The sequence below is a fragment of the Microbulbifer maximicatervae (SeqCode) genome, from assembly GCF_052467325.1.
The window spans coordinates 139,777-162,859 of the sequence record NZ_CP174310.1; the positions used below are offsets into that span (position 1 = coordinate 139,777).

Sequence of the window (23,083 nt, forward strand, 5' to 3'; positions counted from 1 at the left end):
GTTACTGCCATTAGTAGTAGTTTATTTACGTAGTTAGGTTCCCCGTCTGAATTGATTACAGGAAATTAGAGGGCCTTTTCCTCTTAATTTGCGGTATTGCGTATTTACGTTCTTCAACGTAATGTTTGTGCCGAAAGCATGAGAATGTAAGAAGTGAGCTCCAGCTCTTATGGGTTTCTACTAGGTGCCCGTAAGGGCTGGCGAAGGTCCCAAACTCATGGAAGGTTCCTTTCATGTGATGAATATTTTTCATAGGCTGTAATCTCAATGGGAAATTGAGCATAGGTAGGAGGTCTGTATGTTTATAGGAGAGGTGTCAAGAAGGACGAATCTCACTGTAAAAGCGATAAAATTTTATGAGGAAAAAGGCCTCATTGCCGTTCCTGAAAGGCAGGGCAGATATAGAGTCTATACGGCAGAAGATGTTGAAATTCTTACTTTGATCTCAGAAGCGAAAGTACTTGGGGTGACTTTGGCTGAGCTGAAGGATGTTATTCGGTACCATAATGGAGAGGTTGATTGGGCTCGAATCAGCGTCTTTCTGAAGAAAGTAAAAAGAAAAATTGAGGCTGAATTGGAATCACTTTCTAATAAAGCTGAAAAGGTTGATCAATGTATTGCGTCTATAGATTCCTGCCATAAAAGCCTTGACCCTCCCCTTAAGGGGAGACGGTAGACTTTTCATCATGTTTTTAAGCAATAGTATGACGAGATGAAAAATATCCTACTTTTAAATGGCAATCCAAAGAAGAACAGTTTTGTTAAGCAGTTGAGCGATGTCTATGAGTCTGAAGCAAAGAGACAGGCTAATGTTCGTCGATATAACCTGTCGGAAATGGACTTCAATTCGAATTTAGAGTTTGGGTACGATGATTATCAAGTATTGGAGGATTGTCTATCTGAATTTCAAGAGACTCTTAAATGGGCACAGCATATTGTTGTGGTGTCGCCTATTTGGTGGGGCGGATTGCCAGGAAAGCTCAAAGGCTTGATTGATCGATCTTTTCTTCCCGGAATTACCTTTAAATTTGAGAGTGGTAGTGCAGAACCCATACAGCTTCTTAAAGGCAAAACATCAAGAATAATTTTGACAATGGATGCCCCTATAGAATATTTAGAAGAACAAGCAAAGCCAGTATTAGAGCAGCTTGATCGATTTACTCTTCAATATTGCGGCTTCTCGAAAGCAGAGGTTAATTTATTTGGTTCAATGATTATGTCTGATAAGAATCAACAGGGTTCCTGGTTGAAAGCTGTTAAGGAACTTGGTGCTAGCTGTATATAACTTAGAACAAATCAATCTATGTTAATTACGACTTCCTTACGACAATCAATACGCTTGACGATATCTTATCTTCAATCGGTAGAGATCTAAGAAAGTGTATTTCAGGCAATGTATCTAATTGAGCTTCACTTTCTACCAGATTGATTTCTATCTGGTAGAAAGTGCAACAGCCATTGGGGTTATAGTATCGCTCATTCTTAATCCCGCAGAATGAAAATTGATCATTCGGTTGATATTAGAAAATAGTACTCGTTACTCCACAATTTCCATCAGCATCTATTCTTTTGGACAGACTTGTGGATTTACTTACAGCGAATAGGTGAATATCTGAGGGTGTGTTTCTATAGATTTAAGATCGTCGTGTCCCGATAACGCTCTCTGTAATTGGGGGCCCGGTGTAGATTGGCAATACGAAATGAGCCGCAAGGTCAGTATATATGGAAGACAAAAGGGAGGTCAGAACCTTCGTTGTAGAGTCGCTTTTGTGTATATTTCATGCAAATAGTTGGCGGATCACACCTCTTCTCACAAGAATCAGGCAAAATTCATATGGACGTCAGGTGTTATAAAGACTGAATAGATACATTGGTTGCTTATTACTTCATGTTTAAGCAAGGATATGTCATGAGGCACCTTTGTATTTCAATTGCTCTACTCTCACTCCTAACTCTGAGTGTTAACAGTTATAGTCAGGATACACCGACAGCTCTTGAAGGGCCCTATCTTGGACAGAAACCTCCTGGGTTAACACCAAAGTTGTTTGCTCCTAATCCCTCGAAAGAGTATCGGGATTGGGGTGGCTACTTCACGCCTGATATGCAGGAGTACTACGTTACAAGAAGATATCACCAAAGTGGCGAGTCTTCGAAAGTTGTATTCAAGCTTGAGGGTAATCGTTGGTATGAATCGGAAGTGGCCTGGGGTGGTTATATCTCACCTGATGGTCAAACAATGTATTCTAGAAATCGATATAGAGAGCGCACAGATAATGGTTGGTCAGAACCTAAAAGCCTGGGGCCACTATTTGAAGACTTTCGTATCATGCGCCTTACGGCTTCTGCAAAAGGAACCTTTGTATTTGATGAAGTAGGTTCAAATGGAGATGGTATTCTTCGATATTCGCATCTGCTAGATGGTAAGCGTGAAGCGCCAAAACCTTTTGGAGAGCAGATAAATACAGGCAAGTGGACTGCTCATCCGTTTATTGCCCCTGATGAGTCCTACATTATCTGGGATAGTGAAAGAGAGGGTGGATATGGTGATAGCGATATGTACATCAGTTTTCGTCAACAAGATGGCTCATGGGGTGCGGCTATTAACTTCGGTGATAAGATCAATTCAGAAGGGGAAGATGGTGGTGGATATGTAACACCCGATGGGAAATATCTTTTCTACTGCCGCCGTTGTACCCCGCCGAATTTTGAAATAATGTGGGTAGATGCGGAGTTTATTGAGGCCCTTAGGCCTAAATAAAATTTACACTAAGCTACGCCTAGTTCTCTGTATCTATCATCATGTTGCTAAATTTAAATTCTTTAATGATATTTCCGGTCTTCACGATACATGAAGCCCCGGTTGATCCCGCAGCAACCTGTTAAGTTGTATAGAATCCTTTCACCAAGTGAGAAGGTGAGCACCACACCAAGTATGTGAGCGTTCACCTTTATGTGTTAGCCTCTATTAGCCACAAACTACCGAAAACTTGAAACAATGTTGATAGAAATCAGGTTAGATTAAGGTTTGTGCAACTAGAATACGCAATAAATATACACGTCACAAAATACCTGTTCTTTCTGATAGCCATTTCTCTATTTGGAACCGAAGTTCAGCCTGAGATATTTGTTGTAGAACATGTAGCTAATGCCGGAGTTAAAATTAGTCCGGGAGATCGTTCAGTGTTAGTAGATTGGGGCCCCATGGTCGGTTAAAATTTATCAATGATAGAGATTGTCTTGTATTACTTGAGTTGATTTAAAATGTATGAATGGATTCCTTAAGTATTTTAGTCGTGTTCTCCTTACAGTTTCAGGTTGCCTATTTATTTTAGGTTTAGTTTCTGTGTTTTATGTGGAGGTCAATCCTGTATACGTCAATACAAAGGAGATTACACTATATCAAAATGGGTATACTGATCCGGTCGGAAGGTTTGGTTCTTATGCGAAGAATAATGGAGGGAATACAAACTTTGTTTTATTTAGATACAAATATACGGTAGGTAAATCGTCATATAGTGGAGCCTGGATGAAAATAGGCTCTCCCTCAACGATAGGGCGAATGCGAACTGTATATTATAATCCAGTCCTGCCAATGTTCTCAGTTCTTGAAAAGGGAATCTCCTTGTTTTGGGTAATCTTTCTTGGAATGTTGGGGTATGGACTTCTGGAAGTTCGCAATTGGCTATATCGATAAACACAACTTGTAAGGTTAATTCTGCAGGAAGTAATTATTTACTCTTGCTTGATTTTATACTTTTGGATATGGCATAACTTTTATAAAAATAAACTGTGAAATTATTATGAAAACTATCCTTTTTGTGTGCTGCTTTATGATCTGCTTAGGTATCAATGCAGCTGAAGTTGAAAACTGTACAAATTCTGAAATTAGCAATGAATATTTTGGGGATTTTTCAAATATTCAATTCCATGAGGAGTCTAATTTAAAAAATGTTGCTCAAGAAAACCTTATTCAATACGCTAAAGAAATTACAAAAGTTGCAAATTGGGACTATAAGCTAAGTGGCCCAGATGAGCATTACTTACCAATTTTAATTGACTATCTTAAAAATCCAGCAGGTTTGGGTCATGAAATAGAGTGTATGTGGTTGTTGTATGAGGAGGGAGATGTACTCCGACGTTTCACTGATGATCAAAGTAATGTATCTAGGAGTGGCTATGCCTTATTTAAAAAGGACGAGTTATCAGCTTATTTCTACAGCCAAATTATATTGCTTTAGCAGTGTAGAAATTATAAAAGGTGATATAGATATCTCAGTTTTCGAGACTTTATATTAATAATAAAGGAGTGTCTTTTTGACTAAAGGTGAATGCAATTGTGGAGAGATAGCTTATGAGATACAAGAATCCCTCACAGATTTATATATGTGCCACTGTTCAATCTGCCGTCGTTCCACAGGGAGTGGCGCTATTACTGTAGCTATTGTGCCTACCGAGAAGTTTAGTTGGGTTAAAGGTAAGGAGAACCTTAAGTATTGGTCTAAGCCCGGGCATGATTGGCATACAAATTTTTGCGCTACTTGCGGTTCGACTCTGCCCGGAGAGAATGATTCTTTAAATACTTACACTCCTGCAGGAAGCTTGGTGGATGGTAACAAAAATCTAAAAGTGGTTCATCATTTATGGGTTGACTCAAAGGCTTCTTGGGAAGTAATAGGTGACGCCGGGAAGCAGCATCCCAAGGGGTTTGGATCTTAAATTATTTAACCTCCTGATTTATTGCGCTTTGTATTTTTTCTCATTATTACGTGTGTAGTGACAGGGAGGTTAATTCTGGAGTGAGTTTTGTCTTTGGAACTTGGGAATACAAATCACTTTTAGGTGTATTACTACTGGAGTGGAAGGAAAGAATACACCGCACTCGAGACACGCTGTGAATACATCCCTGTAAGCTCATAATCGGCATCCATACCTCATAGGGTCCCGAGCGCAGTGTATTATTTCCTTCTCCATTTTTAGTATCTCGGCTGTAATAGCCAGAGGGATAACTCATTCTTCTCTTCAGAAAATTGCCGAAACAAGCTCGTATCCTCTATCTAATGTCCAAATAAAAGCAATTGCGCTACAGAGTCCAGCAACAGAATAGCGTATCCGAATTTCCCATTCCTTTTTCCACAGCCTGGCCAAATAGGCAAGGGGCCATATGGCAAGAATTATCAGTACTTGCCCGGCTTCTATTCCCAGGTTGAAGGCCAAGAGGCTTTGCCAGATATTCGGGGAATCAACTTGGAGTATTTCATGTAATACAAATGAAAAACCCAGGCCGTGGAGTAGGCCGAGCATGCAGGTGCCGATAAAAATTGTACTTTCGCTGCCTATGATCTTAGTGTCTTCCCTGTGTAGTGATATCCAGGCCATATAGATTATGGATAGGGCGATACCGGTTTCTACCATAGGTACGAACCAGCTGACTGTGGGAACAAAGCCAAAGAATCCGGCTGAGAGGGTGATACTGTGACCGATGGTAAAGCCGGTAGCGCGCCACAAGAGTAGGGGTAGGCTGAGTGCACCGAGGCTTAGGCAGAGTACAAATAGCACGTGGTCCAACCCCTTTAGGATATGGGCGATGCCCTCCGCCAGAAAAGTCTTCACCGCGTCTATTGAGGAGTGGGTAATCAATAGTGGCTCTTGCATAAGACCACGTGAGCGAAAGACCTGGGTCTTACCTGGGTTGTAATCCAGTACCAGGTTGGCGGTGTCTTCTTGGTTGGGGAGGCCGGGGTTAAGAGAGCTGGATAGTTGGTATTCTCCAAGGGGAGCTTCCAGAGGGTAGAAGATCTGAATATCAACCAAGGTGTCACCCACATACAACCTTTGATTGGTATCTTCAGGTAAGTATTGCTGCAAAAATGCCTGCTTTGCCTCCTCCAGCGTTGCAAAACCTGGTTCATTTCCTATCCGATACAAGCGCACGGCTTTTACATCGCCTTTTATTTGCTTGTCAGTACGGCGGAGAAAAGTGGCGCTCTCTGCAATATTACCGAGTCCTAGAGACGCTAGCTCCAGCTGCTGGAAATCCACATAATGGACCAAGTCACCTTGATCCAAGGAGTTTTTGATATAGGGCGCGGGTTGCGGGAGTTTGCCAGTATAGGGGTCGCGACCCTTTTTTGTTTTATCTGCCAGTAAATAGGGCATAGGCACTCTCATATATAGGTTGGCACCACTGGCTGTGTGCTCTATATGGAAAATCCGTACATTGAAGTTAAGAAGAAAGTGCGCTTGTGCTTGCCCGCTGAGGCTGGACATAAGGAGGTATAGAACAAATATTGCGGGGAACTTGTATGTGCTGTTTTTCATAGCCCTAACTATTTCTCTATTTTATTATTACCGCACGGATAGGGGAGTAAATCCAGCGATTTTCCAGTGGTTATCAGACTGGATAATTGCGATATTGGCCCGGGTCTCTTGCGGTCTTTGTTCAAACTGTCCCCAGCTTCGGTCCTCTACTACCGCCTGCCAACTTGTAATCAACCGGAATCCTTTGTTGCCATTCAGGTTAATTTGGCTGGAGTACTCGACTTTAAGATTTGTAATAGCACTGATTGATCCCAAGCCACCACTCGTTGTTTGGGGGCGATAAATTTGTGCCAGATTTGAATAGGTACTTTCGAATCCTTCCTTGGTAATCAGGTTTTTTAGCTTTAATTCCAGATTGATCGGTAGAGGCTCTTTAAATGCGGCTGCAACTTTTAACAGTAGCTGTTCTGTTACTTGGCCCAAGTCCCGTTTTTTAGCGGTTCCTGGGAGGTTTACCCGGTATTCTTCTGGAAGATTGAGGTACAAAGCGATAGCTGAGATTATTATGGCGGTATAGAGAATAGTTGAACCCTTGCGGCCTATAAGTGAGTGTTTTGTGGATAGCGTCAATACAATTATCGTAATAATAAGAAATGAAAATAGGATAGCCATAGGGACCGCCAGGCTAGGGGTTTCTATTACAAGTGGATCGCTATTTGGAGGTCGGTAATCGTATAGGTAGTTGTGCCACTGAATATCAGGAAATGAGGGAATTACATGGGTGGGAAATGGGCCTGCGGGGTCCTGAATTAGGGTGGGAACGGAGTTGATCGTATCGGTGAATAGATTCCAGTCTACGGTAACACTCTGGGGCAGTGCATCGATGGAAAATTTTTCCCGGTAGCCAATCATCACTGAGCCCATTTCAATAGTGTCATTCTCTGAAATCTGTGAGTACCCGCTATTATTTGCGCGGAGAAAAACAGTCTCAATGCTATTCGGCTGTGAGGGCGACTGATCAATAGAAGTTGGATTTTTATTATTTAGATAGCTGCGTACTGTGTGGTGCAGGAAGGCCTTACTTTCTGGTGTTAATGGTTGCCAGGCATCAAAAGGGTGATTGGTCCACTCCAGTAAGTCCTTGGTGCGCACGAGTATCTCATGGCGTATCTGGCGGGGCTCTACGTAGAGGAAAGACATTAGAGGGTAGCGATTATGCCGACTAATGTCGGTGTTCTTAAAATGTGTATTCCATGGGTCTTTCCAGTCGATAATGAGTGGCTCAGGTTGGGATAGGTAGTGAAAGCCGCTGATAGGTGTTTGCCCGTGGCGACTGGTAAAGCCAATTGTCACGGATGCCAGCTTATCACTACCGATGGGTGGTTTTAGTTGCAGGCCTGAAAGTCCACCGATTGGATATTTCAGCTGAGTTAAAAGAATCTTTTTATCTGCTGGGAAATCCGGCATTTTTATGCCAGTGCGGGGATCGGTTTGTCCAGCAAAAGGAGAAACTCTAGGTTTTCTCTGGGCAACTCGAATTGAGATGACTTTGGGCTTAATGTTCTTATTTCCAGAGAGTACTTGAAAATCGAAAGATTGCTGGGTTTTTGCTGATTGGGCCAGTCGATAAATGTCTGGTGTATCTTCAATTCCTGGCCAAAATAGTTTGGCATCGCTTGCTGATATCTCGAATCTAATGTTTAGGATATTTCTTTGTATATCAATCTCCGCAATATTGTTGGCGGTCTCAGCGCCACTTAAACTGATGAAATCAGCCTTGCTGGTTGTTGATAATGTACTGTTGAATAATATCAGGGCCAGGCTGATTAGTATTTTTTTGAATGATAAATAAAATTTCGTTTTGGGAGTCATGTGTTGCTTGAGCAGAGTTGATCAGTTGCACATTATTCGTTTTTGAAGGTGGGTTAATTTAGTCTGGTACTTCAAGATCAGTACCGAAGGCTATATTGACTTCCCCATAGATTTTCCCAATCAGCTTTGTATAAATTACTTTTCCGCCATAAATAGTAGGTACGAATACAACCTCAGTAGGGGCAGCTGGTAACTTTTCGGAATCCGGTTTGGTACTGCTGGGGTCCCAAGTCGGAAAATTCACTTGCCGGTTACTGATGGCCCATTCCACTCTGAGGGCGCCGAGATCGCCAATGTGGTTGCTGCACTGATGCTCGACATGAAATGTTAATTTATCACTGTTACCCAATGCTGGCAGGAAGCGGGTCGTGGCTTGCTTTGGGCGAGGGGAGGCTATACGAGTGCCCGGGAAGTTACCGTCCCCGATTGTCGAAGTCGTATTTTTCTTTTGTAGTTCTTGAGACCAGAGATCGGCATTGAGTCCAGATACCAGTAACAGAAGAATAATACTGAAAAGCTGTGATAGGGTTTTAGTCGTAATCATCTTCTTGTATAGAGTTTACTTATGGGTTTTATGCCTTTAGGCAGCTTAGTTGATGATTCAAGTCACAATAGGAGGGTAGATTGGTATGGCGTGGAGTTTCGTTTTGAAACTTGAGTAAGTTGGTGTTGCCAGTTTTGGGGGATACAGGGATTTAATTGATGACGACTAGATGATTCGGTAGTTCATCTTTAATGGTGCTGGTGGGTATCGCTTCGTGAAGTAGATCTCCGCATTGCTCAATACATACCAGTAATGCCTCTCCTGCTTTTCCCCGCTTGATTTGTTGCACAAAATTTTCCACTACTCTCTGCCAGTTGTCATTGGTGATGTGTTGAGCAATGCCTCTGTCGGCCAGTATTTCTACATAGTGTTCGGCTTCTGAAACAAATATCAGTAGCCCGAGTCGATCCTTGGTTGCGTGTAAATCCTGCTCCAGAAATTGCCTGCGAGCTAAGTTTGAAGCTCGCCAGAATTTTATTTTCTTTGGTACCAGGCGCATGGTGATGGGGCGCCAGCGGAATATTACTGCCAGGACAATAAATACAATCCACTGAAGCGTCACCGCCTGTTGAAGGTTGATCCAGAACGGCAGGAATTCGATCAGAGGGGAGACTAACAGTGTTAGGAATGCGGCCCATAGGGTAGAGATATAAAGGTAGTTGTCCGCTTCTTTGGCGACCACAGCCATGACTTCAGCGTCGGTGCGGGACTCTACTTCCTTGATTGCCTCTGCTACCTGGCGTTGATAAGTATTGGTGAGCATTACCATCCTCCCGATGCGCCCCCTCCGCCAAAACCTCCGCCGCCCCCGCTAAACCCGCCCCCAGAGCTGCCGCCGGATAGACCTCCGCCAAATCCACCTCCACCATAGTAGCCGCCGTAGCGCCCCCGCTTAAAAATGCGGCTCTGTACAGGTGAACCCAGTGCTGCACTGCCGAAGAGGTGTAGCATGACCAGCAGAAGGAACAGGCCGACCAGTACAGCAATTCGACGCCCCTCTTTGGTTTCTACGGGTTCAGCGACATATTCATTTTTCGTCGCGGCGATAATTGATCGAACCCCTGCATTGATTCCGCCGCTAAAATCGCCATTGCGAAACTCTGGCAGTACTTTGGTTTGGATAATATTTGCCGCCAGTGCATCGGTTAGGGCTCCTTCCAGGCCGTAGCCTACTTCGATACGGACCTTTCTATCATTGGGCGCAATCAGGAAAAGCACGCCATTGTCTTTGTCTTTCTTTCCTAGCTTCCACTTGCGTGCCAGTTGGTTGGCATACTCCTCTATAGTGATGCCCTGAAGCTCGGGGATGGTGGCGACAACCAGCTGATTGTCGCTGTCGCGCTCATACTGCTGTATCAACTCAGTAAGTTGGTATCTCTCATCGGCCTTTAACAACTCTCCCTGATCTACTACCCGGCCGGACAGCTCTGGAAACTGTACATCGGCCCAGGCTGCTAAGGCACAGGCCAGAGCGATCAGGGTGGTTATGGCAAGACTGGGGCGGTTCATTTTGGGGTCGATGGCGCCTGTCTATTGGAAGTTGACCTCAGGTGCCTTATCGGCATCTTCACTGGTGGCTTCGAAAGTTTCTCGAAGCGGCATATCCCTGTAGAGCACGGTATGCCAGATTCTTCCTGGAAAAGTGCGAATCTCGCGGTTGTAGCGCTCTACAGCCTGGATATAATCCCGGCGCGCGACACTGATGCGGTTTTCGGTGCCCTCTAACTGAGATTGCAGTGTGAGGAAGTTCTGGTTGGCTTTTAGGTCGGGGTATCGCTCTACCACCAACATAAGGCGGGATAGCGCGCTGGTTAACTGGCCTTGTGCTGCTTCGAACTGTTGCAGCTTGGCTGGGTCATTGAGAAGGTTGCCGTCAACCTGGAGAGAGCTGACTTTGGCCCTAGCCTCAGTGACGGCTTGTAGGGTTTCCCGTTCGTGGGATGCGTAAGCTTTTACGGTTTGCACCAGATTGGGAACCAGATCGGCACGGCGCTGGTATTGGTTTTGAACCTGGGCCCAGGTGGCTTTAACCTGCTCGTCATAGGTTGGGATATTGTTGACACCACAGCCGCTGAGGGTGGTTGCCAGCAGCAGTAGCAGTGAGCTCTGCCAAAAGGGCCAGCCGCTGGGGAGCGCAGAGGTCATGCGGAATATCCTTATTCTCACGTGAACCCATCAAGAATAGTCCGCCTGACTCCCTGCGCTGGAGAAGGCATCACCATGGAGCCAAAATGGCGCTAAAAGCAACAATATTTAAGGCCAAAGTCCAGATATCCGATATGGACAGGGATTATTATGCCGAACACCCGCTCACTTTGGCGCGACATCCTTCGGAAACAGATGAGCGTATGATGGTGCGCCTACTGGCTTTTGCACACAATGCGGCAGAAACGCTGGAGTTTACCCGGGGATTGTCCTCCGATGAGGAAGCGGATCTCTGGCAAAAGAACTTGAGCGGGGAAATCGATCTCTGGATCGAAGTAGGGCTTCCCACTGAGGAACGAATTCGCAAAGCCTGCAACCGCTCGAAGCGCGTTATCGTATACAGTTACGGGCGCCGTGCAGCACCAATCTGGTGGCAGAAACAGGCCAGCCAATTGGAGCGCTTTGATAACCTTACCGTCTACCATTTAGCCGCTGATGCCACTGAGCAATTGGCGGCTATGGCTGAGCGCAATATGGACCTGAGTGCAACCATTCAGGATGGTCATATTTGGCTCGCTGATAGTGACAACAACGCGGAGATTACTCCGGAAACCTGGAAATAGGAGCAGACAACTTAATGCCTTCTTTTGACATTGTATCTGAAGTGGATAAGCACCAACTCACCAACGCTGTGGATCAGGTGAATCGCACTATTACCAACCGCTTCGACTTTAAAGGTGTGGATGCGGAAGTGGAGATGAGTGAGTTCTCCCTGGTAGTTCGCGCTGAAGTGGATATGCAGGTAGACCAGATGGTGGATATGCTGCGTGGCGCACTGATCAAATGCGATATCGATCCACTGGCGATGGATGTAGGTGATAAAGAGCAATCCGGCAAGCAGGTCAAATTGGACGTGACCCTGAAAAATGGCCTTGACAAAGAACTGTCAAAAAAGATTGTTAAGCTGATCAAAGATGAAAAGCTCAAGGTGCAGGCTGCCATTCAGGGTGAGCAGGTGCGTGTTACTGGCAAGAAGCGCGATGACTTGCAGCAGGTGATCGCCTTGTTACGCGGTAAAGAGCTGGAACAGCCATTGCAGTTTAATAACTTCCGCGATTAATTGGTTTTGCAGTGATCAAGCGTACTCTCTTCAGTGTTCTATCCGTGCTGTTGTCGCCACTGGCGATAGCCGCAGAAATTACCCCGGCTAGGTTGCTGGCCAGCTATTGGGTTGATAGTAGTGCAGGCCTGGATATTTCCGGCTTAAGTTTCTGTTCTGGAGATCTGCTGGCAGTCTCCGATAAGAATTCTGAAGAGATCTACACGCTTGAACTTCGCGATGGCAGTGCCGACCTGGTATCACATCTTCGCTTAAGCGGCCTTGGGATACCGGAGCAGGATGAGCCTGTCAGCGCTTGGGAAGGCTTCAAGGAGTTGTTCCGCCCGGCAGAAGATCTGGACTTTGAAGGTGTTACCTGTAGCGATGGCCAGGTCTATCTGGTCAGTGAGCATTACAATCGTATTGCCATCGTAGATATCGAGGGAAATGCACGCTGGCAGGAGCATAGCTGGTCCGCATTAGCCAGGTCCCAGGGGTTTCTACAGAAGACCAATGCTTCCAGCGAGGGGTTGGTGAAAGCCGACGATACTTTCTGGATAGCCATGGAGCGCGAACCCCGTGGTTTGTTGAGGCTTAATGCAGATGGCGAGGCCAGCACACTGACTCTGCCTCAAGTAGATGGCCTGGACTTTGCTGGCCGTTCAGAGGACTTGGCGGGATTGGATTACCACGACGGCGCACTCTTTACCTTGGAGCGTAACGCCCACGCCGTGTGCCGCAGGGCACTTCCTAGCCTGGAAGCAGAGTGGTGCCTGGATTATCGCGCCCTTGAAGAATCTCCCGAGCGGGTTTATGAAGAAACCCGTTATGGAAAGGGCGAGGGGCTGGCAGTCGGAGAGCAGGGTATTTTCGTTATCCTCGACAACAATAATGTTGGCCGTGCCCAGGCGCCTGACGACAAGCGCGCGCTGTTGTTGCATCTGGCAATGCCAGATGAGGCTAGTAGGCAGCAATAATTGACTCTGTCTGGCGCCGTACTTCCCGAGAGTCGGCGCTAATCCCATCCCTTTAGTTCTTTCCCGTTCAACAAGTCCCTTCATTTTTAAAATATCTTCTAGTCACTAGCGCTAAAATTGTTTAGAGCAATTGGGGTAACTATGCTGTGTACCAATAGCTATTGGGACCTTACAGCTTGGTAGTGTCTGTTGGCCGCAGGGAATCTCCCGGTTCTTAAATCTCTTTGGCGATAAATTGGAAGGATCGTGATTAAGCGTATTTTTTTAACTATCGTATGTGCGCTCTTGTCATCCTTGGGGCTGGCAGCTGAAATTATTCCCGCCAAAAAAATAGCTCATTACTGGGTGGATGATAGTGCCGGGTTAAGCATATCTGGATTGAGTTTTTGCGATGGAAAAATGGTTACGGTGTCGGATAAGCAATCCAGGGAGATCTACCAGATAGTATTGGGAGATAGGAGTGCAACCTTGGAGCCTTATATCAAGCTGGCTGGGCTCCGGGTTCCGAAAAAAGATAGGCCTACTAATTTATGGTATTTTCTACTGGAACTTACTCGCCCAGCTGCAGCGATGGATTTTGAAGCCATCACCTGTGCCGATGATAAATTCTATTTGTTGAGTGAACGTTACAACCGGATAGCCGAAATAAATATGGAGGGAAAGGGGCATTGGTTAGAAAATATGTGGTCGGCCACGGCTAAAGCCCAAGGTTATATGCACGGGTACAATCTCTCCGGTGTAGGGCTACAGAAGGTGGGCGATGACTTTTGGATGGCTATAGAGCGGGATCCCCGTGCCCTGGTAAAACTCGGTCCCAAGGGAAGTGTACAGATTTTTACACCGCCGCCAGTAAAAGGGCTGGATTTTCGTGATGAGTCGGAAAATATGGCAGGCCTCTATTACTATGATGGGGCTTTGTGGACCCTGGAACCTAATGCCTATGCAGTTTGCCGCAGAGAATTACCCAGCTTGAAAGCTGAGTGGTGCCTGGATTACTGGGAACATGAAAACTCCTCTGAACTCGGCTACGAGGTATCGCGGACCGGTGGCAAGGGAGATGGTTTGGCTATTGGAGAGCGGGGCGTTTTTATTGTGTTTGACAATGATAATATCAGCCGTATTCACGACCCTCAGGATCGCAGAGCACTCTTATTACATCTGGCTCTACCAGATCAACCTGACTAAACACCAATAGAGACTTTCTATTATTGGGGTTCGAATAGTCAGGTTGTGTTTAAAGGGGGGTGTAATGATCAAGACAGTTTTCCTCGCAATTAATTTCATATTTTTAGCATCCGTGGGAATGGCTGCTGAGATTTTTTTGGCTAAAGATATTGCTGATTACTGGATAGATAATAGCTCGGGTGTAGGTCTATCTGGTTTGAGTTTTTGTGGGCAATTAATAACGATCTCCCCTAAAGAATCGGAAAAAATATATAGAATCAATTTACACGGTCAGAGTGCGACATTAGAAAAATACCTGAAAGTTAGCGGCCTGCCTCCGCCCAAAAGGGGAGTAGCCGATAATGTTTCTCACTTTGTTATGGATTTATTGCGGCCTAAATCCGCAATGCGTTTTGGTGGAATATGTTGTAGAGACGACGGTACATTTTTATTGAGTGAACGACACAATCGAATAGCAGAAGTGGACACAGATGGGAGTTCACGCTGGATTAATAACAAGTGGTCATCAGCAATAGAACACCTGGGTTATTCGCTGAGATACAATAATGGCGGGGAGGGAATAGTTGAGGTTGGCGATGACTTGTGGGTAGCTTTAGAGCGAGAACCCAGGGGATTGTTAAAGGTGGGAAGTAAAGGAGAGTTTCAAGTTTTCTCCTTGCCTTCTGTAGTGGGGCTGGATTTTGGAGGCCACCCGGAGAATCTGAGAGGGCTTGATTATCATGACGGCGCTCTTTTTACTCTTGAAAGCAACGCATATGCGGTATGTAGAAGAGCTCTTCCGAGCTTGCAAGCTGAATGGTGCTTGGTTTACCGTGAGATTGAAGAATCCCCAGAGCACGCCTATGAAGTGTCTCGGTTGGGGGGAATGGGGTCTGGAGTTGCTGTAAATAACCAGGGGGTATTTGTGGTTTTCAACAACAATAATATCAGTCGTGCCCGTGATCCCCAGGATCGCCGCGCGCGGTTGTTACATTTGGCTTTCCCCGACGGTAAACAATAGGGGCGTAAAATAGGTGGTAGTTGAGAAGTTACCGGCACTGCTGGAGGAAATACGGGCTTGTCGCCTCTGTGAAGAACAGCTTCCTCTGGGGCCGAACCCAGTTTTGAGGGCCGCAGTATCTGCACGCTTACTGATCGTCGGCCAAGCCCCGGGCACCAAGGTCCACTCGACCAGTATCCCCTGGAATGACCCCTCAGGAGATCGCCTGCGAGATTGGCTGGCGATTGAGCGGGACACCTTTTACGACGAATCCCAGATTGCCATTATTCCCATGGGCTTCTGTTACCCTGGGCGCGGCAAGGGCGGTGACCTGCCGCCGCGACCAGAGTGTGCCGCCACCTGGCACCAGCGCCTAATGGCACAACTACCCAACTTGCAACTGTCGCTGTTGGTGGGACAATACGCCCAGCGCCATTACCTCCCGCACTGGTATGGCAGTATTACCGAGAATGTTCGCCATTACCGCGATGCTCTGCCAGCGGGATACTTTCCCTTGCCGCATCCCAGTCCGCGCAATACCCTGTGGTTGCGTCGCAGGCCCTGGTTTGAGGAGGAAGTTGTGCCCGACTTACAACACTATGTTAAAAAGATATTGAAGGTTTAAGAATGCCGGTTCCGGACAAAATAAAGATCCACCCCTCTTGGTACGATGTTTTGGGCGGGGAGTTTGACCAACCCTATATGGCCCAATTGCGTCAGTTTTTAAAGGGGGAGAAGGCTGCCGGCAAGAAGATCTACCCAGCCGGTGGCCAGATCTTTAATGCCTTTAACTCCACACCTTTTGATCAGGTAAAAGTCGTTATCCTGGGTCAGGACCCATACCATGGCGTTGGCCAAGCCCATGGCCTGTGCTTTTCTGTTATGCCCGGAGTACGCATTCCCCCATCGCTGCAAAATATTTATAAAGAGTTGCACTCCGATATGGGTATTCCCCCTGCACACCACGGTTGCCTGCAACCATGGGCAGAGCAGGGTGTGCTTTTGCTAAATGCCACCCTTACTGTTGAGGACAGCAAGGCCGGCGCCCACCAAGGGCAGGGTTGGGAGCAATTTACGGATGCGGCGATTCACAAGCTAGCGGAACAGCGTGAAGGGTTAGTCTTTGTTCTTTGGGGGAGCTATGCCCAAAAGAAGGGAGGCTTTATCGACCGCAATAAGCATTTAGTGTTGCGTGCTCCACACCCCTCTCCTCTATCTGCGCACCGGGGTTTCTTTGGTACCCGTCCTTTTTCCCAGGCAAATCACTGGTTGCAACAGCGTGGAGAAAAGCCTATTGAGTGGGCTTTGCCAGAGGCGGGTCAATTGAAGCGGGTTGCTGTGGAAATTTAGTGGCTTGACCCGGATAGGTGTTATCTATCCGGGTTTGTATTTATCCAGAGTGCCAAAAATTCTATTCCTGTTATCCTTCTCTTGGCTTCCAGATAAAAAATCTTTCTATTTTTTAGTGGTTATATGCGTCAACTTTCTGCTTTGACAGTGTTTTGTGATGGGAGTCTTTAGAGGCTTGAAAGCCAATAAGAGCTATTATCTATTTTTGGCTCTTTTGAAGTTATTTATCTGTCAGATAAAATATAACTTATGAAATCTAAGGTGATATTGCTATGAAAATGATGACCTGCAAGGAGTTGGGGGGTGCCTGCGATGTGGAGTTTCGCGGGGATAACTTTGAAGAGGTGGCGGAGCTTAGCAAGATGCACGGAATTGAGATGTATCGAAAAAATGATGCACAGCACTTGCAAGCTATGAAAAAAATGCAAGATTTGATGAAAGATCCAGAATCAATGCAGAAGTGGTATGAGTCAAAGAAGGCGGAATTTTCAGCTCTCCCGGATTGTAAATAGAAAAATTAGTATTTTATGGGTGGAGCTTGATTTGGCTTAATAAGCTTGGTGGCTAAAGTTTGATTAATAATATATGGCTTGAGTAACTCGAAAAGGGTTTCCACTTGGGTGGTATATATTGCTTGGCTAATAATCCTATCTATTTAAGATTGGCGACCCTTCACAGGGTGGCCCTTTTTAGCCTCAACTGCCTTCCAAAGGGGGCGCATTAACAACCGAGCAAACGCGAAGCCGACAAAGAACAAGTTACAGATGTAGGCTAAGAAATATGGCCCAAACTCTCTTTCGAAAAATATGCCAGTAGCGTTGAGGGTGCTGACGATAACTACCGATGAAGCGATGCTGAAAAGCCCATAGTAGGCAACTTTCATTACAATAGACACAAATTTGAAGTGTCTTTTTTTCCACAGATAGACAATAAAGCCTGTGGTGGCTATTCCCATCAAGGAGCTGCTTGTAGACCAAACATAGCCAGCATCAATACGGAAGTTCAAAAGCGCCAAAGAAAAGGCGGCAAGCAGTGCGCTGAATAGGCTGATATAGACAATCATGGCCAGAGACACCACATGGCCCCTAGAGATACTCTCTATTCTCCTTGATTGAAATGTGGCAACCATTGCCGCAAATCCTGCCAGCACTATGGATATTTCAATAATGACAAGCAATTGATCGATTTGTACCGACAGTTTTTCCATCTTCCGCTATTGTCCCAAGCAGAAAGGTTAAATAGGAAAGTTGATAACAGTATATGAGTGAAATGGAGAGCTGGTAAGTTGTTTCCCGTCTCACAATTAGCTTTATTTTAGCCCGCTTGCTATATGGTTAATAATTGTTGTTAGGTGTAGGTGTCCAATGGTTGGCGCCACATTTTTAGCTGAAAATCAGCCGGACGCCACCGTTTTCTCTTTGCCGGTTCGGCCTAGTTCATTTTCTCTAACAGCTACCCATAATGGGCGCATAAGCAGTCTTGAAAATGCATAACCGACGACAAATAGGTTGCAAACAAAGGATAAAAAATACGGCCCATACTCCCTGTTGAAAACGATCCCTAGCGCATTCATGATATTGATAATAACGACTGAGCCGGCAATGCCGAAAAGAAGGAAATAGGTAACCTTGGCAACAATTGAAACAGATTTGAGTCGCTTCTTTATCCATAGGTAGCCGATAGAAAACGACGTAGCCACACTCATGGCAAAACTGCTTACTGACCACAGGGTGCGATCAGCGAGATCAAAATTGGATAGAGTCAGGGTGAAGGCAGCCAGTAATGCGTTGATCAAACTGATATAAATAATCATCGCGAGGGATACAATTCTTCCTTTGCCAAGATTTCTGCCTTTTGTGGGTTGGAGTGTGCCAACTATTGCAGCAAAGCCTGCCAGAATAATACAGCATTCAAGAACGACAATTAGTTGGTCTAACTCTTTCAATATTGCCTCCCTCTACTGCTTTATTAAACCGGAATTTTGAAGCTCAGGGGAATACCTATAAATATAGTAGCGGTAGTAAGCTGCGTTTTGAGTGGTGCAAACCTTTTCCTAATTACCACCCTTGCAAAGCCATATCTAACTGTATATAAATACAGTTAGACGTAGGGAATAGATCATGGCTCGCAACAAGGTACAGTTCCAAAAAGGCATTAGTTTGACCCAATTCCTTAAAGAATATGGTACTGAAGAGCAGTGTTTCGAGGCTCTCTGCCAGTGGCGTTGGCCAAACGGGTTTTCTTGTCCTCACTGTGGTCATGACAAGCATTGTGATCTATCTCACCGAAAGCTCAAACAATGTAATCGATGTCGGCGCCAGACATCGATTACTTCCCGCACAATCTTCGATTCCACCAAGTTGCCCCTAACTACTTGGTTCCTTGGGATTTTTCTCATCACTCAGGATAAGAAAGGTATCTCTTGTATGGAGTTGTCACGTCATTTGGGTATCTCATACAACGCAACTTGGCGTATGAAGCACAAACTCATGCAGGTGATGATGGAGCGAGACCACCAATACAAGCTATCTGGCTTCATTGAGCTGGATGATGCCTATCTCGGGGGAGAGCGTACAGGATGCAAACCCGGGCGTGGGGCTAAGGGTAAAACGCCCTTTGTGGCTGCGGTTGAAACTACTAAAGAAGGACGGCCAACACGCATCAAGCTCTCTATTGTCAAGGGATTCAGGAGCAGTGAAATTTCTGCCTGGAGCAAAAAACACCTCTGTAACGGCAGTACAGTGATCTCTGATGGCCTTGCGTGTTTCAATGCCGTTACAGCTGCGGGATGTGCACATGACAAGATCGTTTGTGGTGGCGGTCGGAGTTCCGTTGAGGAGCCTGAATTTTATTGGGTGAATACGGTTCTCGGTAATTTAAAGAGTGCTCTACGTAGCACCTACCATGCAATTAGACCGAAGTATGCACAGCGTTATTTGGCTGAGTTCCAATACCGATTTAATCGGAGATTTAATTTGTCAGCACTTATTCCCCGACTTGTCTTTGTCTCACTTCGGACACCACCGATGCCAGAAAGGTTGCTGAAAATTAGCTTAGCATAGGTGGTAATTAGGAACCTTTTTGCTTTCCAGGGGTTTTTTCTGGCGTTAACTCATAAACAAAAAAGGCGACTAAATAGCCGCCTTTTTGATTAATAGTAAATTTCCTGTTTAGGCTAGCGGATCGGCGTCTGCATCGTAGGGGAGTTCCTCGATATCCAAAGTGCGGCCATCTTTCAGGTGTAAGGTTTCACCTGCGGCCACTTTGGCGATGGTGAGTACGGCGAGTAGCTGAACGCCTTCTTTGCTATGGCAGGCTTCCACCAGATTGCCAATGCTTTGCTTCCCATCTCCAAAGATCTCCATGCCCGATTCAGGGAGATCCCCCGAAGCGCATCTTGCCCGGTAAAGGCGACGCTTGGCGGCGCCGCGGAATTGCATACGGGCAATTACTTCCTGGCCGGTATAGCAGCCTTTTTTAAAGCTCACGCCACCGAGCAGGTGCAGGTTGGTCATCTGCGGGATAAACATCTCTGTCGTTGCGGCGTCCACCTGGGGGATGCCGGCTTCAATTTGGCGCATTTGCCAACAGTCATAGCCGGTAGCTTCACACTCTGGTGATAGCTTTTGCCACAGTTGCTGGACCTTGCTGGTGGGTACCAGGATGGCTAGCTGCAGGTCGGCAATACATTGGGCAATGCAGCGCTCCCCTTCGAAGTCAAATAGCTTCACCTCGCCGACAGAGGGTTGCTCGAAGCCCAGCAATTTGGAGGTGCGCTCTGCCACATCGTATCCCTGCAGGCCTAACCAGTGGGTTTCATCACTGATGTCGCGCAGCTCTGTTTTGAAAAAGACGGCGTACTTGGCCAGCGCTTGCAGGGCGATGGGGGCCAAATCCTTTGGCAACCGGAAGATGAACTCACTTTGTGAAAGTTTCAGTGCACTAAAAGCACTGATCATACGCCCCTTGGGGTTGCAGTGAGCTCCCAGGGTACTGTGTTCATCGGGAAGGTTGATCAAGTCACAGGTGAGCTGCCCCTGTAAGAACTTCTGGCTGTCGGGTCCGGTAATGGAAATAGCTCCGATTGGGCCCAGGTCCAACAGGTGCAAACTCTGAGGGTCTTCGCGACTGGTGAGAGGGAAGTGAGCTTTGCTGCCCTCCCAAATGGCGCCCTCGTTGCTGAGAAAATCCTGCCACTGTTGCTGATCCATAATCCTGCCACCTGCATTTGTATTCGGGGCATAATTTGGGGATCATTCGCGCCCTTTTCAAGTTTGGTGGGGCAGGGGGTATACTGCGCTTTTTATCTGGTTGGAAAGAAGTATGGATCGCAACCGCCTGTTTTGGGCCAGCCGCCGTGGCATGTTGGAATTGGATCTGGTGTTGCTGCCGTTTCTGGATAATGTTTATGAGACCCTGGAGCCAGGGGATCAGCAGCGCTATATCCGCCTGCTCGATGAGCAGGATCAGGATCTGTTCGCCTGGTTCTTGCGTCGGGAAGATCCGGCTGACCCGGACTTGAAGCGTATAGTGCAGATCATCCGTGACAACACCGGACTCCAGGAATAGCTCGACACCCCCGCTTTATGAGCGCAGCGCCCGCTTAAGTTGCGTCGTTGCGCCTTCCTTTCTTTTGCATTTGCTCCTTTTGCTGATCACCTTCCTGGCGATTCTGCTTATTTGGCTGTGTAACTTGCCTTTAGTGTTATCTGTGCTGGCGAGCTTTTTCGCTGTGGTTTACGCGGGGATAGAGTGGCGCCGGGTAAGAGCTGGGAGAGGCCATTTATCGACCCGTGAGCGAAGGTGGTTTTGGCGCCCTGAGGGGGCAGATAGTCGCGAATTCCAGTTTGTAAATGAGCTGGTGTTGTGGTCCTGGTTGGTGGTGATTAACGGGCGTGACAGAGCTGGGCGCCGGTTCCGTTTGGTGCTGGCCAAGGATATGCTGACGCCGCAGGACTGGCGCAGGCTACAAGTAGCACTGCGCTATTCTCGTTAGCTGTTCGGGATCGAAGTAGCAGGCCAGTCCATAGGCTGCCTAAATAAACTGACGTTGGCCGGCAAAGTTCTCTGGCACCAAAATCGTGTCCATAGCAAGTTCACGCAGCTGGGGGTAGTCGAGGGAGTAGTGCAGACCACGGCTCTCGCGACGATCCAATGCGGAACGAATAATCAGTTCGGACACCAGCGAGAGGTTGCGCAACTCAACCAGGTCGTTGCTGATACGGTAATTGGCGTAGAACTCTCGAATTTCTTTCTGTAGCAGTTTCACCCGGTGTTGAGCGCGCAAGAGTCGCTTGCGGGTGCGCACGATACCTACGTAGTCCCACATAAAGCGGCGCAGTTCATCCCAGTTGTGGGAGATCACCACATCTTCATCAGAATCAGTGACTCGCGATGCATCCCAACCAGGTGATGGGCGAGGGGCTTGTACCATCCCCAGGTGCTCGTCGATATGCAGGGCTGCGGAGCGTGCATAAACCAGACATTCTAATAGCGAGTTGCTGGCGAGGCGGTTGGCGCCATGGAGGCCAGTAAAGGTGGTTTCGCCAATGGCGTAGAGCTGATCCAGATCTGTGCGCCCATGGCGGTCGACCATAATGCCGCCGCAGGTGTAGTGGGCTGCAGGTACGACAGGAATAGGCTCGCGGGTGATATCAATACCGTAGCGAAGGCAGTTGCTATAGACCGTTGGGAAGTGATCGCGCACAAACTGAGGATCTTTGTGGGAGATGTCCAGGTAAAGGCAGTCTGCTCCCAGTCGCTTCATCTCGTGGTCGATAGCGCGGGCGACGATATCCCTTGGTGCCAACTCACCCCGCTTGTCGAAGCGGTCCATAAACCGGCTGCCGTCTGGAAGTTTGAGCACCGCCCCTTCGCCGCGCAAAGCCTCTGTGACCAGTAAGGCCTTGGCCTTGGGGTGATAAAGGCAAGTGGGGTGGAATTGATTGAACTCCATATTCGCCACGCGGCAACCGGCGCGCCAAGCCATCGCGATCCCATCGCCGCTAGCACCGTCTGGGTTACTGGTATAGAGGTATGCTTTGCTGGCACCACCGGTGGCCAGAACGACAGCTTTTGCCTGTACCAGCTCAACTTCATCGGTGTTTTTATCAAGCACATAGGCGCCAGCGCAGCGGAATCGGCCTTTCTGCGGATCGGGCTGGCGAATCAAGTCGATGGCGACGTGGTGCTCAAAACAGTCGATATTTGGGCTGTTCAGTACCTTGGTGATCAGTGTGCTGTGCACCGCTCGGCCGGTGGCATCGGCGCTATGGATAATGCGCCGGTGGCTGTGCCCCCCCTCTTTGGTGAGGTGGTAGCCCTCTTCTTCTCGGGTAAAGTCCACTCCCTGATCAATCAACCAGCGGATTGCAGCGGTGCTCTCTTCTACGGTAAAGCGTACTGAAGCGGGGTGGCAGAGTCCTGCACCCGCGTCTAATGTGTCTGCAATATGCGACTCAACCGAATCCATCTCATCCAGCACTGCGGCGATGCCTCCCTGGGCGAACCAGGTGGAGCCATCTTGCAATCTCTGCTTGGAGAGCAGGGCCACGCGATACTGGGAGGCGAGATGCAGTGCCAGTGTAAGGCCTGCTGCACCGCTTCCAATTACGAGAACGTCGTAGTTTGCCTGGGCATTCATAGATTTCAATTATGTTTAAGGGTCGCGTAGT

Annotated in this window: 26 protein-coding genes; 16 read left to right on the forward strand and 10 right to left on the reverse strand. The window is 47.1% G+C overall.

Annotation, left to right across the window (positions count from 1 at the left end):
- The first annotated feature begins 298 nt into the window (after positions 1 to 298).
- From ACJJIE_RS00880 to ACJJIE_RS00900, 5 genes are all read left to right on the forward strand, one after another.
- Entirely contained in the window at positions 299 to 676 is a 378-nt protein-coding gene (locus tag ACJJIE_RS00880; RefSeq protein WP_444893204.1) for a MerR family transcriptional regulator, read from the forward strand.
- A gap of 36 nt (positions 677 to 712) precedes the next feature.
- Entirely contained in the window at positions 713 to 1,285 is a 573-nt protein-coding gene (locus ACJJIE_RS00885) for an NAD(P)H-dependent oxidoreductase (protein ID WP_444893205.1), read from the forward strand.
- Positions 1,286 to 1,909: 624 nt separating this feature from the next.
- Positions 1,910 to 2,758 (forward strand): TolB-like translocation protein, encoded by an 849-nt coding sequence (locus ACJJIE_RS00890; RefSeq protein ID WP_444893206.1) that lies wholly within the window; start codon positions 1,910 to 1,912, stop codon positions 2,756 to 2,758.
- A 1,042-nt stretch (positions 2,759 to 3,800) separates the two neighbouring features.
- Positions 3,801 to 4,238 (forward strand): hypothetical protein, encoded by a 438-nt coding sequence (locus ACJJIE_RS00895; protein ID WP_282931934.1) that lies wholly within the window; start codon positions 3,801 to 3,803, stop codon positions 4,236 to 4,238.
- A 76-nt stretch (positions 4,239 to 4,314) separates the two neighbouring features.
- Positions 4,315 to 4,716 (forward strand): GFA family protein, encoded by a 402-nt coding sequence (locus tag ACJJIE_RS00900; protein ID WP_444893207.1) that lies wholly within the window; start codon positions 4,315 to 4,317, stop codon positions 4,714 to 4,716.
- Positions 4,717 to 5,019: 303 nt separating this feature from the next.
- On the opposite strand, the gene ACJJIE_RS00905 is transcribed toward ACJJIE_RS00900, so the two are convergent.
- The 6 genes from ACJJIE_RS00905 to ACJJIE_RS00930 form a co-directional block, all read right to left on the reverse strand.
- The gene (locus ACJJIE_RS00905; protein WP_444893208.1) at positions 5,020 to 6,318 is read right to left on the reverse strand and encodes a HupE/UreJ family protein; all 1,299 of its coding nucleotides are present in this window, start codon (positions 6,316 to 6,318) and stop codon (positions 5,020 to 5,022) included.
- A gap of 27 nt (positions 6,319 to 6,345) precedes the next feature.
- The gene (locus ACJJIE_RS00910) at positions 6,346 to 8,130 is read right to left on the reverse strand and encodes a hypothetical protein (RefSeq protein ID WP_444893209.1); all 1,785 of its coding nucleotides are present in this window, start codon (positions 8,128 to 8,130) and stop codon (positions 6,346 to 6,348) included.
- A gap of 58 nt (positions 8,131 to 8,188) precedes the next feature.
- Positions 8,189 to 8,674: a hypothetical protein gene (locus ACJJIE_RS00915; protein ID WP_444893210.1), complete on the reverse strand. Its 486-nt coding sequence runs from the start codon at positions 8,672 to 8,674 to the stop codon at positions 8,189 to 8,191.
- 151 nt (positions 8,675 to 8,825) lie between these two features.
- Positions 8,826 to 9,437 (reverse strand): TPM domain-containing protein, encoded by a 612-nt coding sequence (locus ACJJIE_RS00920; protein WP_444893211.1) that lies wholly within the window; start codon positions 9,435 to 9,437, stop codon positions 8,826 to 8,828.
- Positions 9,437 to 10,183: a TPM domain-containing protein gene (locus tag ACJJIE_RS00925; protein WP_444893212.1), complete on the reverse strand. Its 747-nt coding sequence runs from the start codon at positions 10,181 to 10,183 to the stop codon at positions 9,437 to 9,439. The genes ACJJIE_RS00920 and ACJJIE_RS00925 overlap by 1 nt, the downstream gene beginning before the upstream one ends.
- Before the next feature lie 21 nt (positions 10,184 to 10,204).
- On the reverse strand, positions 10,205 to 10,819 hold the full coding sequence (locus tag ACJJIE_RS00930) for a LemA family protein (RefSeq protein ID WP_444893213.1): 615 nt from the start codon (positions 10,817 to 10,819) through the stop codon (positions 10,205 to 10,207).
- 86 nt (positions 10,820 to 10,905) lie between these two features.
- On the opposite strand from ACJJIE_RS00930, the gene ACJJIE_RS00935 reads away from it, so the two are divergent.
- The 8 genes from ACJJIE_RS00935 (at position 10,906) to ACJJIE_RS00970 (ending at position 16,921) form a co-directional block, all read left to right on the forward strand.
- Complete coding sequence (locus ACJJIE_RS00935) at positions 10,906 to 11,442, forward strand: YaeQ family protein (RefSeq protein ID WP_282931942.1); 537 nt, start codon at positions 10,906 to 10,908, stop codon at positions 11,440 to 11,442.
- A 14-nt stretch (positions 11,443 to 11,456) separates the two neighbouring features.
- Entirely contained in the window at positions 11,457 to 11,939 is a 483-nt protein-coding gene (locus tag ACJJIE_RS00940) for a YajQ family cyclic di-GMP-binding protein (RefSeq protein WP_108733959.1), read from the forward strand.
- A gap of 11 nt (positions 11,940 to 11,950) precedes the next feature.
- On the forward strand, positions 11,951 to 12,895 hold the full coding sequence (locus ACJJIE_RS00945) for an SdiA-regulated domain-containing protein (RefSeq protein ID WP_444893214.1): 945 nt from the start codon (positions 11,951 to 11,953) through the stop codon (positions 12,893 to 12,895).
- 246 nt (positions 12,896 to 13,141) lie between these two features.
- On the forward strand, positions 13,142 to 14,080 hold the full coding sequence (locus ACJJIE_RS00950) for a hypothetical protein (protein ID WP_444893215.1): 939 nt from the start codon (positions 13,142 to 13,144) through the stop codon (positions 14,078 to 14,080).
- A 64-nt stretch (positions 14,081 to 14,144) separates the two neighbouring features.
- The gene (locus tag ACJJIE_RS00955) at positions 14,145 to 15,080 is read left to right on the forward strand and encodes an SdiA-regulated/phytase-like domain-containing protein (RefSeq protein ID WP_444893216.1); all 936 of its coding nucleotides are present in this window, start codon (positions 14,145 to 14,147) and stop codon (positions 15,078 to 15,080) included.
- A gap of 13 nt (positions 15,081 to 15,093) precedes the next feature.
- Positions 15,094 to 15,684, forward strand: coding sequence for a uracil-DNA glycosylase family protein (locus ACJJIE_RS00960; RefSeq protein WP_413662764.1), 591 nt, complete (start codon positions 15,094 to 15,096; stop codon positions 15,682 to 15,684).
- Between the two features lie 2 nt (positions 15,685 to 15,686).
- On the forward strand, positions 15,687 to 16,409 hold the full coding sequence (ung, locus tag ACJJIE_RS00965) for a uracil-DNA glycosylase (protein ID WP_444893217.1): 723 nt from the start codon (positions 15,687 to 15,689) through the stop codon (positions 16,407 to 16,409).
- Between the two features lie 272 nt (positions 16,410 to 16,681).
- Positions 16,682 to 16,921 (forward strand): DUF1059 domain-containing protein, encoded by a 240-nt coding sequence (locus tag ACJJIE_RS00970; protein ID WP_444893218.1) that lies wholly within the window; start codon positions 16,682 to 16,684, stop codon positions 16,919 to 16,921.
- Between the two features lie 143 nt (positions 16,922 to 17,064).
- Here ACJJIE_RS00970 and ACJJIE_RS00975 read toward each other — a convergent pair whose 3' ends face one another.
- Together ACJJIE_RS00975 and ACJJIE_RS00980 are read right to left on the reverse strand one after the other, a co-directional pair.
- The gene (locus ACJJIE_RS00975) at positions 17,065 to 17,616 is read right to left on the reverse strand and encodes a hypothetical protein (protein ID WP_444893219.1); all 552 of its coding nucleotides are present in this window, start codon (positions 17,614 to 17,616) and stop codon (positions 17,065 to 17,067) included.
- Between the two features lie 186 nt (positions 17,617 to 17,802).
- Positions 17,803 to 18,354 (reverse strand): hypothetical protein, encoded by a 552-nt coding sequence (locus tag ACJJIE_RS00980; RefSeq protein WP_444893220.1) that lies wholly within the window; start codon positions 18,352 to 18,354, stop codon positions 17,803 to 17,805.
- Between the two features lie 175 nt (positions 18,355 to 18,529).
- Here ACJJIE_RS00980 and ACJJIE_RS00985 point away from each other — a divergent pair, with 175 nt between their 5' ends.
- A complete protein-coding gene (locus tag ACJJIE_RS00985) occupies positions 18,530 to 19,471 on the forward strand; it encodes an IS1595 family transposase (RefSeq protein ID WP_444893221.1) in 942 nt (313 codons plus the stop codon).
- A 108-nt stretch (positions 19,472 to 19,579) separates the two neighbouring features.
- Here ACJJIE_RS00985 and ygfZ read toward each other — a convergent pair whose 3' ends face one another.
- Positions 19,580 to 20,620 carry a CAF17-like 4Fe-4S cluster assembly/insertion protein YgfZ gene (gene ygfZ / locus ACJJIE_RS00990; RefSeq protein WP_444893222.1) on the reverse strand — a complete coding sequence of 347 codons (1,041 nt, stop codon included), beginning with the start codon at positions 20,618 to 20,620 and terminating at the stop codon, positions 19,580 to 19,582.
- A 112-nt stretch (positions 20,621 to 20,732) separates the two neighbouring features.
- On the opposite strand from ygfZ, the gene ACJJIE_RS00995 reads away from it, so the two are divergent.
- Together ACJJIE_RS00995 and ACJJIE_RS01000 are read left to right on the forward strand one after the other, a co-directional pair.
- A complete protein-coding gene (locus ACJJIE_RS00995; protein WP_444893223.1) occupies positions 20,733 to 20,978 on the forward strand; it encodes an FAD assembly factor SdhE in 246 nt (81 codons plus the stop codon).
- Complete coding sequence (locus tag ACJJIE_RS01000; RefSeq protein ID WP_444893224.1) at positions 20,953 to 21,405, forward strand: protein YgfX; 453 nt, start codon at positions 20,953 to 20,955, stop codon at positions 21,403 to 21,405. Before ACJJIE_RS00995 ends, ACJJIE_RS01000 begins: the two co-directional genes overlap by 26 nt.
- Before the next feature lie 39 nt (positions 21,406 to 21,444).
- Here the strand turns inward: ACJJIE_RS01000 and nadB are convergent, their stop codons facing one another.
- Positions 21,445 to 23,052 (reverse strand): L-aspartate oxidase, encoded by a 1,608-nt coding sequence (gene nadB / locus ACJJIE_RS01005; protein ID WP_444893225.1) that lies wholly within the window; start codon positions 23,050 to 23,052, stop codon positions 21,445 to 21,447.
- Positions 23,053 to 23,083: the final 31 nt, after the last annotated feature.

Bases quoted from the DNA above. Each gene is read 5' to 3' on its own strand.
- ACJJIE_RS00910 (WP_444893209.1), bottom strand. From the start codon at position 8,130: ATGACTCCCAAAACGAAATTTTATTTATCATTCAAAAAAATACTAATC.
- ACJJIE_RS00970 (WP_444893218.1), top strand. From the start codon at position 16,682: ATGAAAATGATGACCTGCAAGGAGTTGGGGGGTGCCTGCGATGTGGAG.
- ACJJIE_RS00895 (WP_282931934.1), top strand. From the start codon at position 3,801: ATGAAAACTATCCTTTTTGTGTGCTGCTTTATGATCTGCTTAGGTATC.
- ACJJIE_RS00890 (WP_444893206.1), top strand. From the start codon at position 1,910: ATGAGGCACCTTTGTATTTCAATTGCTCTACTCTCACTCCTAACTCTG.
- ACJJIE_RS00940 (WP_108733959.1), top strand. From the start codon at position 11,457: ATGCCTTCTTTTGACATTGTATCTGAAGTGGATAAGCACCAACTCACC.
- ACJJIE_RS00955 (WP_444893216.1), top strand. From the start codon at position 14,145: ATGATCAAGACAGTTTTCCTCGCAATTAATTTCATATTTTTAGCATCC.
- nadB (WP_444893225.1), bottom strand. From the start codon at position 23,052: ATGAATGCCCAGGCAAACTACGACGTTCTCGTAATTGGAAGCGGTGCA.
- ACJJIE_RS00930 (WP_444893213.1), bottom strand. From the start codon at position 10,819: ATGACCTCTGCGCTCCCCAGCGGCTGGCCCTTTTGGCAGAGCTCACTG.
- ACJJIE_RS00975 (WP_444893219.1), bottom strand. From the start codon at position 17,616: ATGGAAAAACTGTCGGTACAAATCGATCAATTGCTTGTCATTATTGAA.
- ACJJIE_RS00915 (WP_444893210.1), bottom strand. From the start codon at position 8,674: ATGATTACGACTAAAACCCTATCACAGCTTTTCAGTATTATTCTTCTG.
- ACJJIE_RS00925 (WP_444893212.1), bottom strand. From the start codon at position 10,183: ATGAACCGCCCCAGTCTTGCCATAACCACCCTGATCGCTCTGGCCTGT.
- ACJJIE_RS00935 (WP_282931942.1), top strand. From the start codon at position 10,906: ATGGCGCTAAAAGCAACAATATTTAAGGCCAAAGTCCAGATATCCGAT.
- ACJJIE_RS00885 (WP_444893205.1), top strand. From the start codon at position 713: ATGAAAAATATCCTACTTTTAAATGGCAATCCAAAGAAGAACAGTTTT.
- ACJJIE_RS00985 (WP_444893221.1), top strand. From the start codon at position 18,530: ATGGCTCGCAACAAGGTACAGTTCCAAAAAGGCATTAGTTTGACCCAA.
- ACJJIE_RS00995 (WP_444893223.1), top strand. From the start codon at position 20,733: ATGGATCGCAACCGCCTGTTTTGGGCCAGCCGCCGTGGCATGTTGGAA.
- ung (WP_444893217.1), top strand. From the start codon at position 15,687: ATGCCGGTTCCGGACAAAATAAAGATCCACCCCTCTTGGTACGATGTT.
- ygfZ (WP_444893222.1), bottom strand. From the start codon at position 20,620: ATGGATCAGCAACAGTGGCAGGATTTTCTCAGCAACGAGGGCGCCATT.
- ACJJIE_RS00920 (WP_444893211.1), bottom strand. From the start codon at position 9,437: ATGCTCACCAATACTTATCAACGCCAGGTAGCAGAGGCAATCAAGGAA.
- ACJJIE_RS00905 (WP_444893208.1), bottom strand. From the start codon at position 6,318: ATGAAAAACAGCACATACAAGTTCCCCGCAATATTTGTTCTATACCTC.
- ACJJIE_RS00880 (WP_444893204.1), top strand. From the start codon at position 299: ATGTTTATAGGAGAGGTGTCAAGAAGGACGAATCTCACTGTAAAAGCG.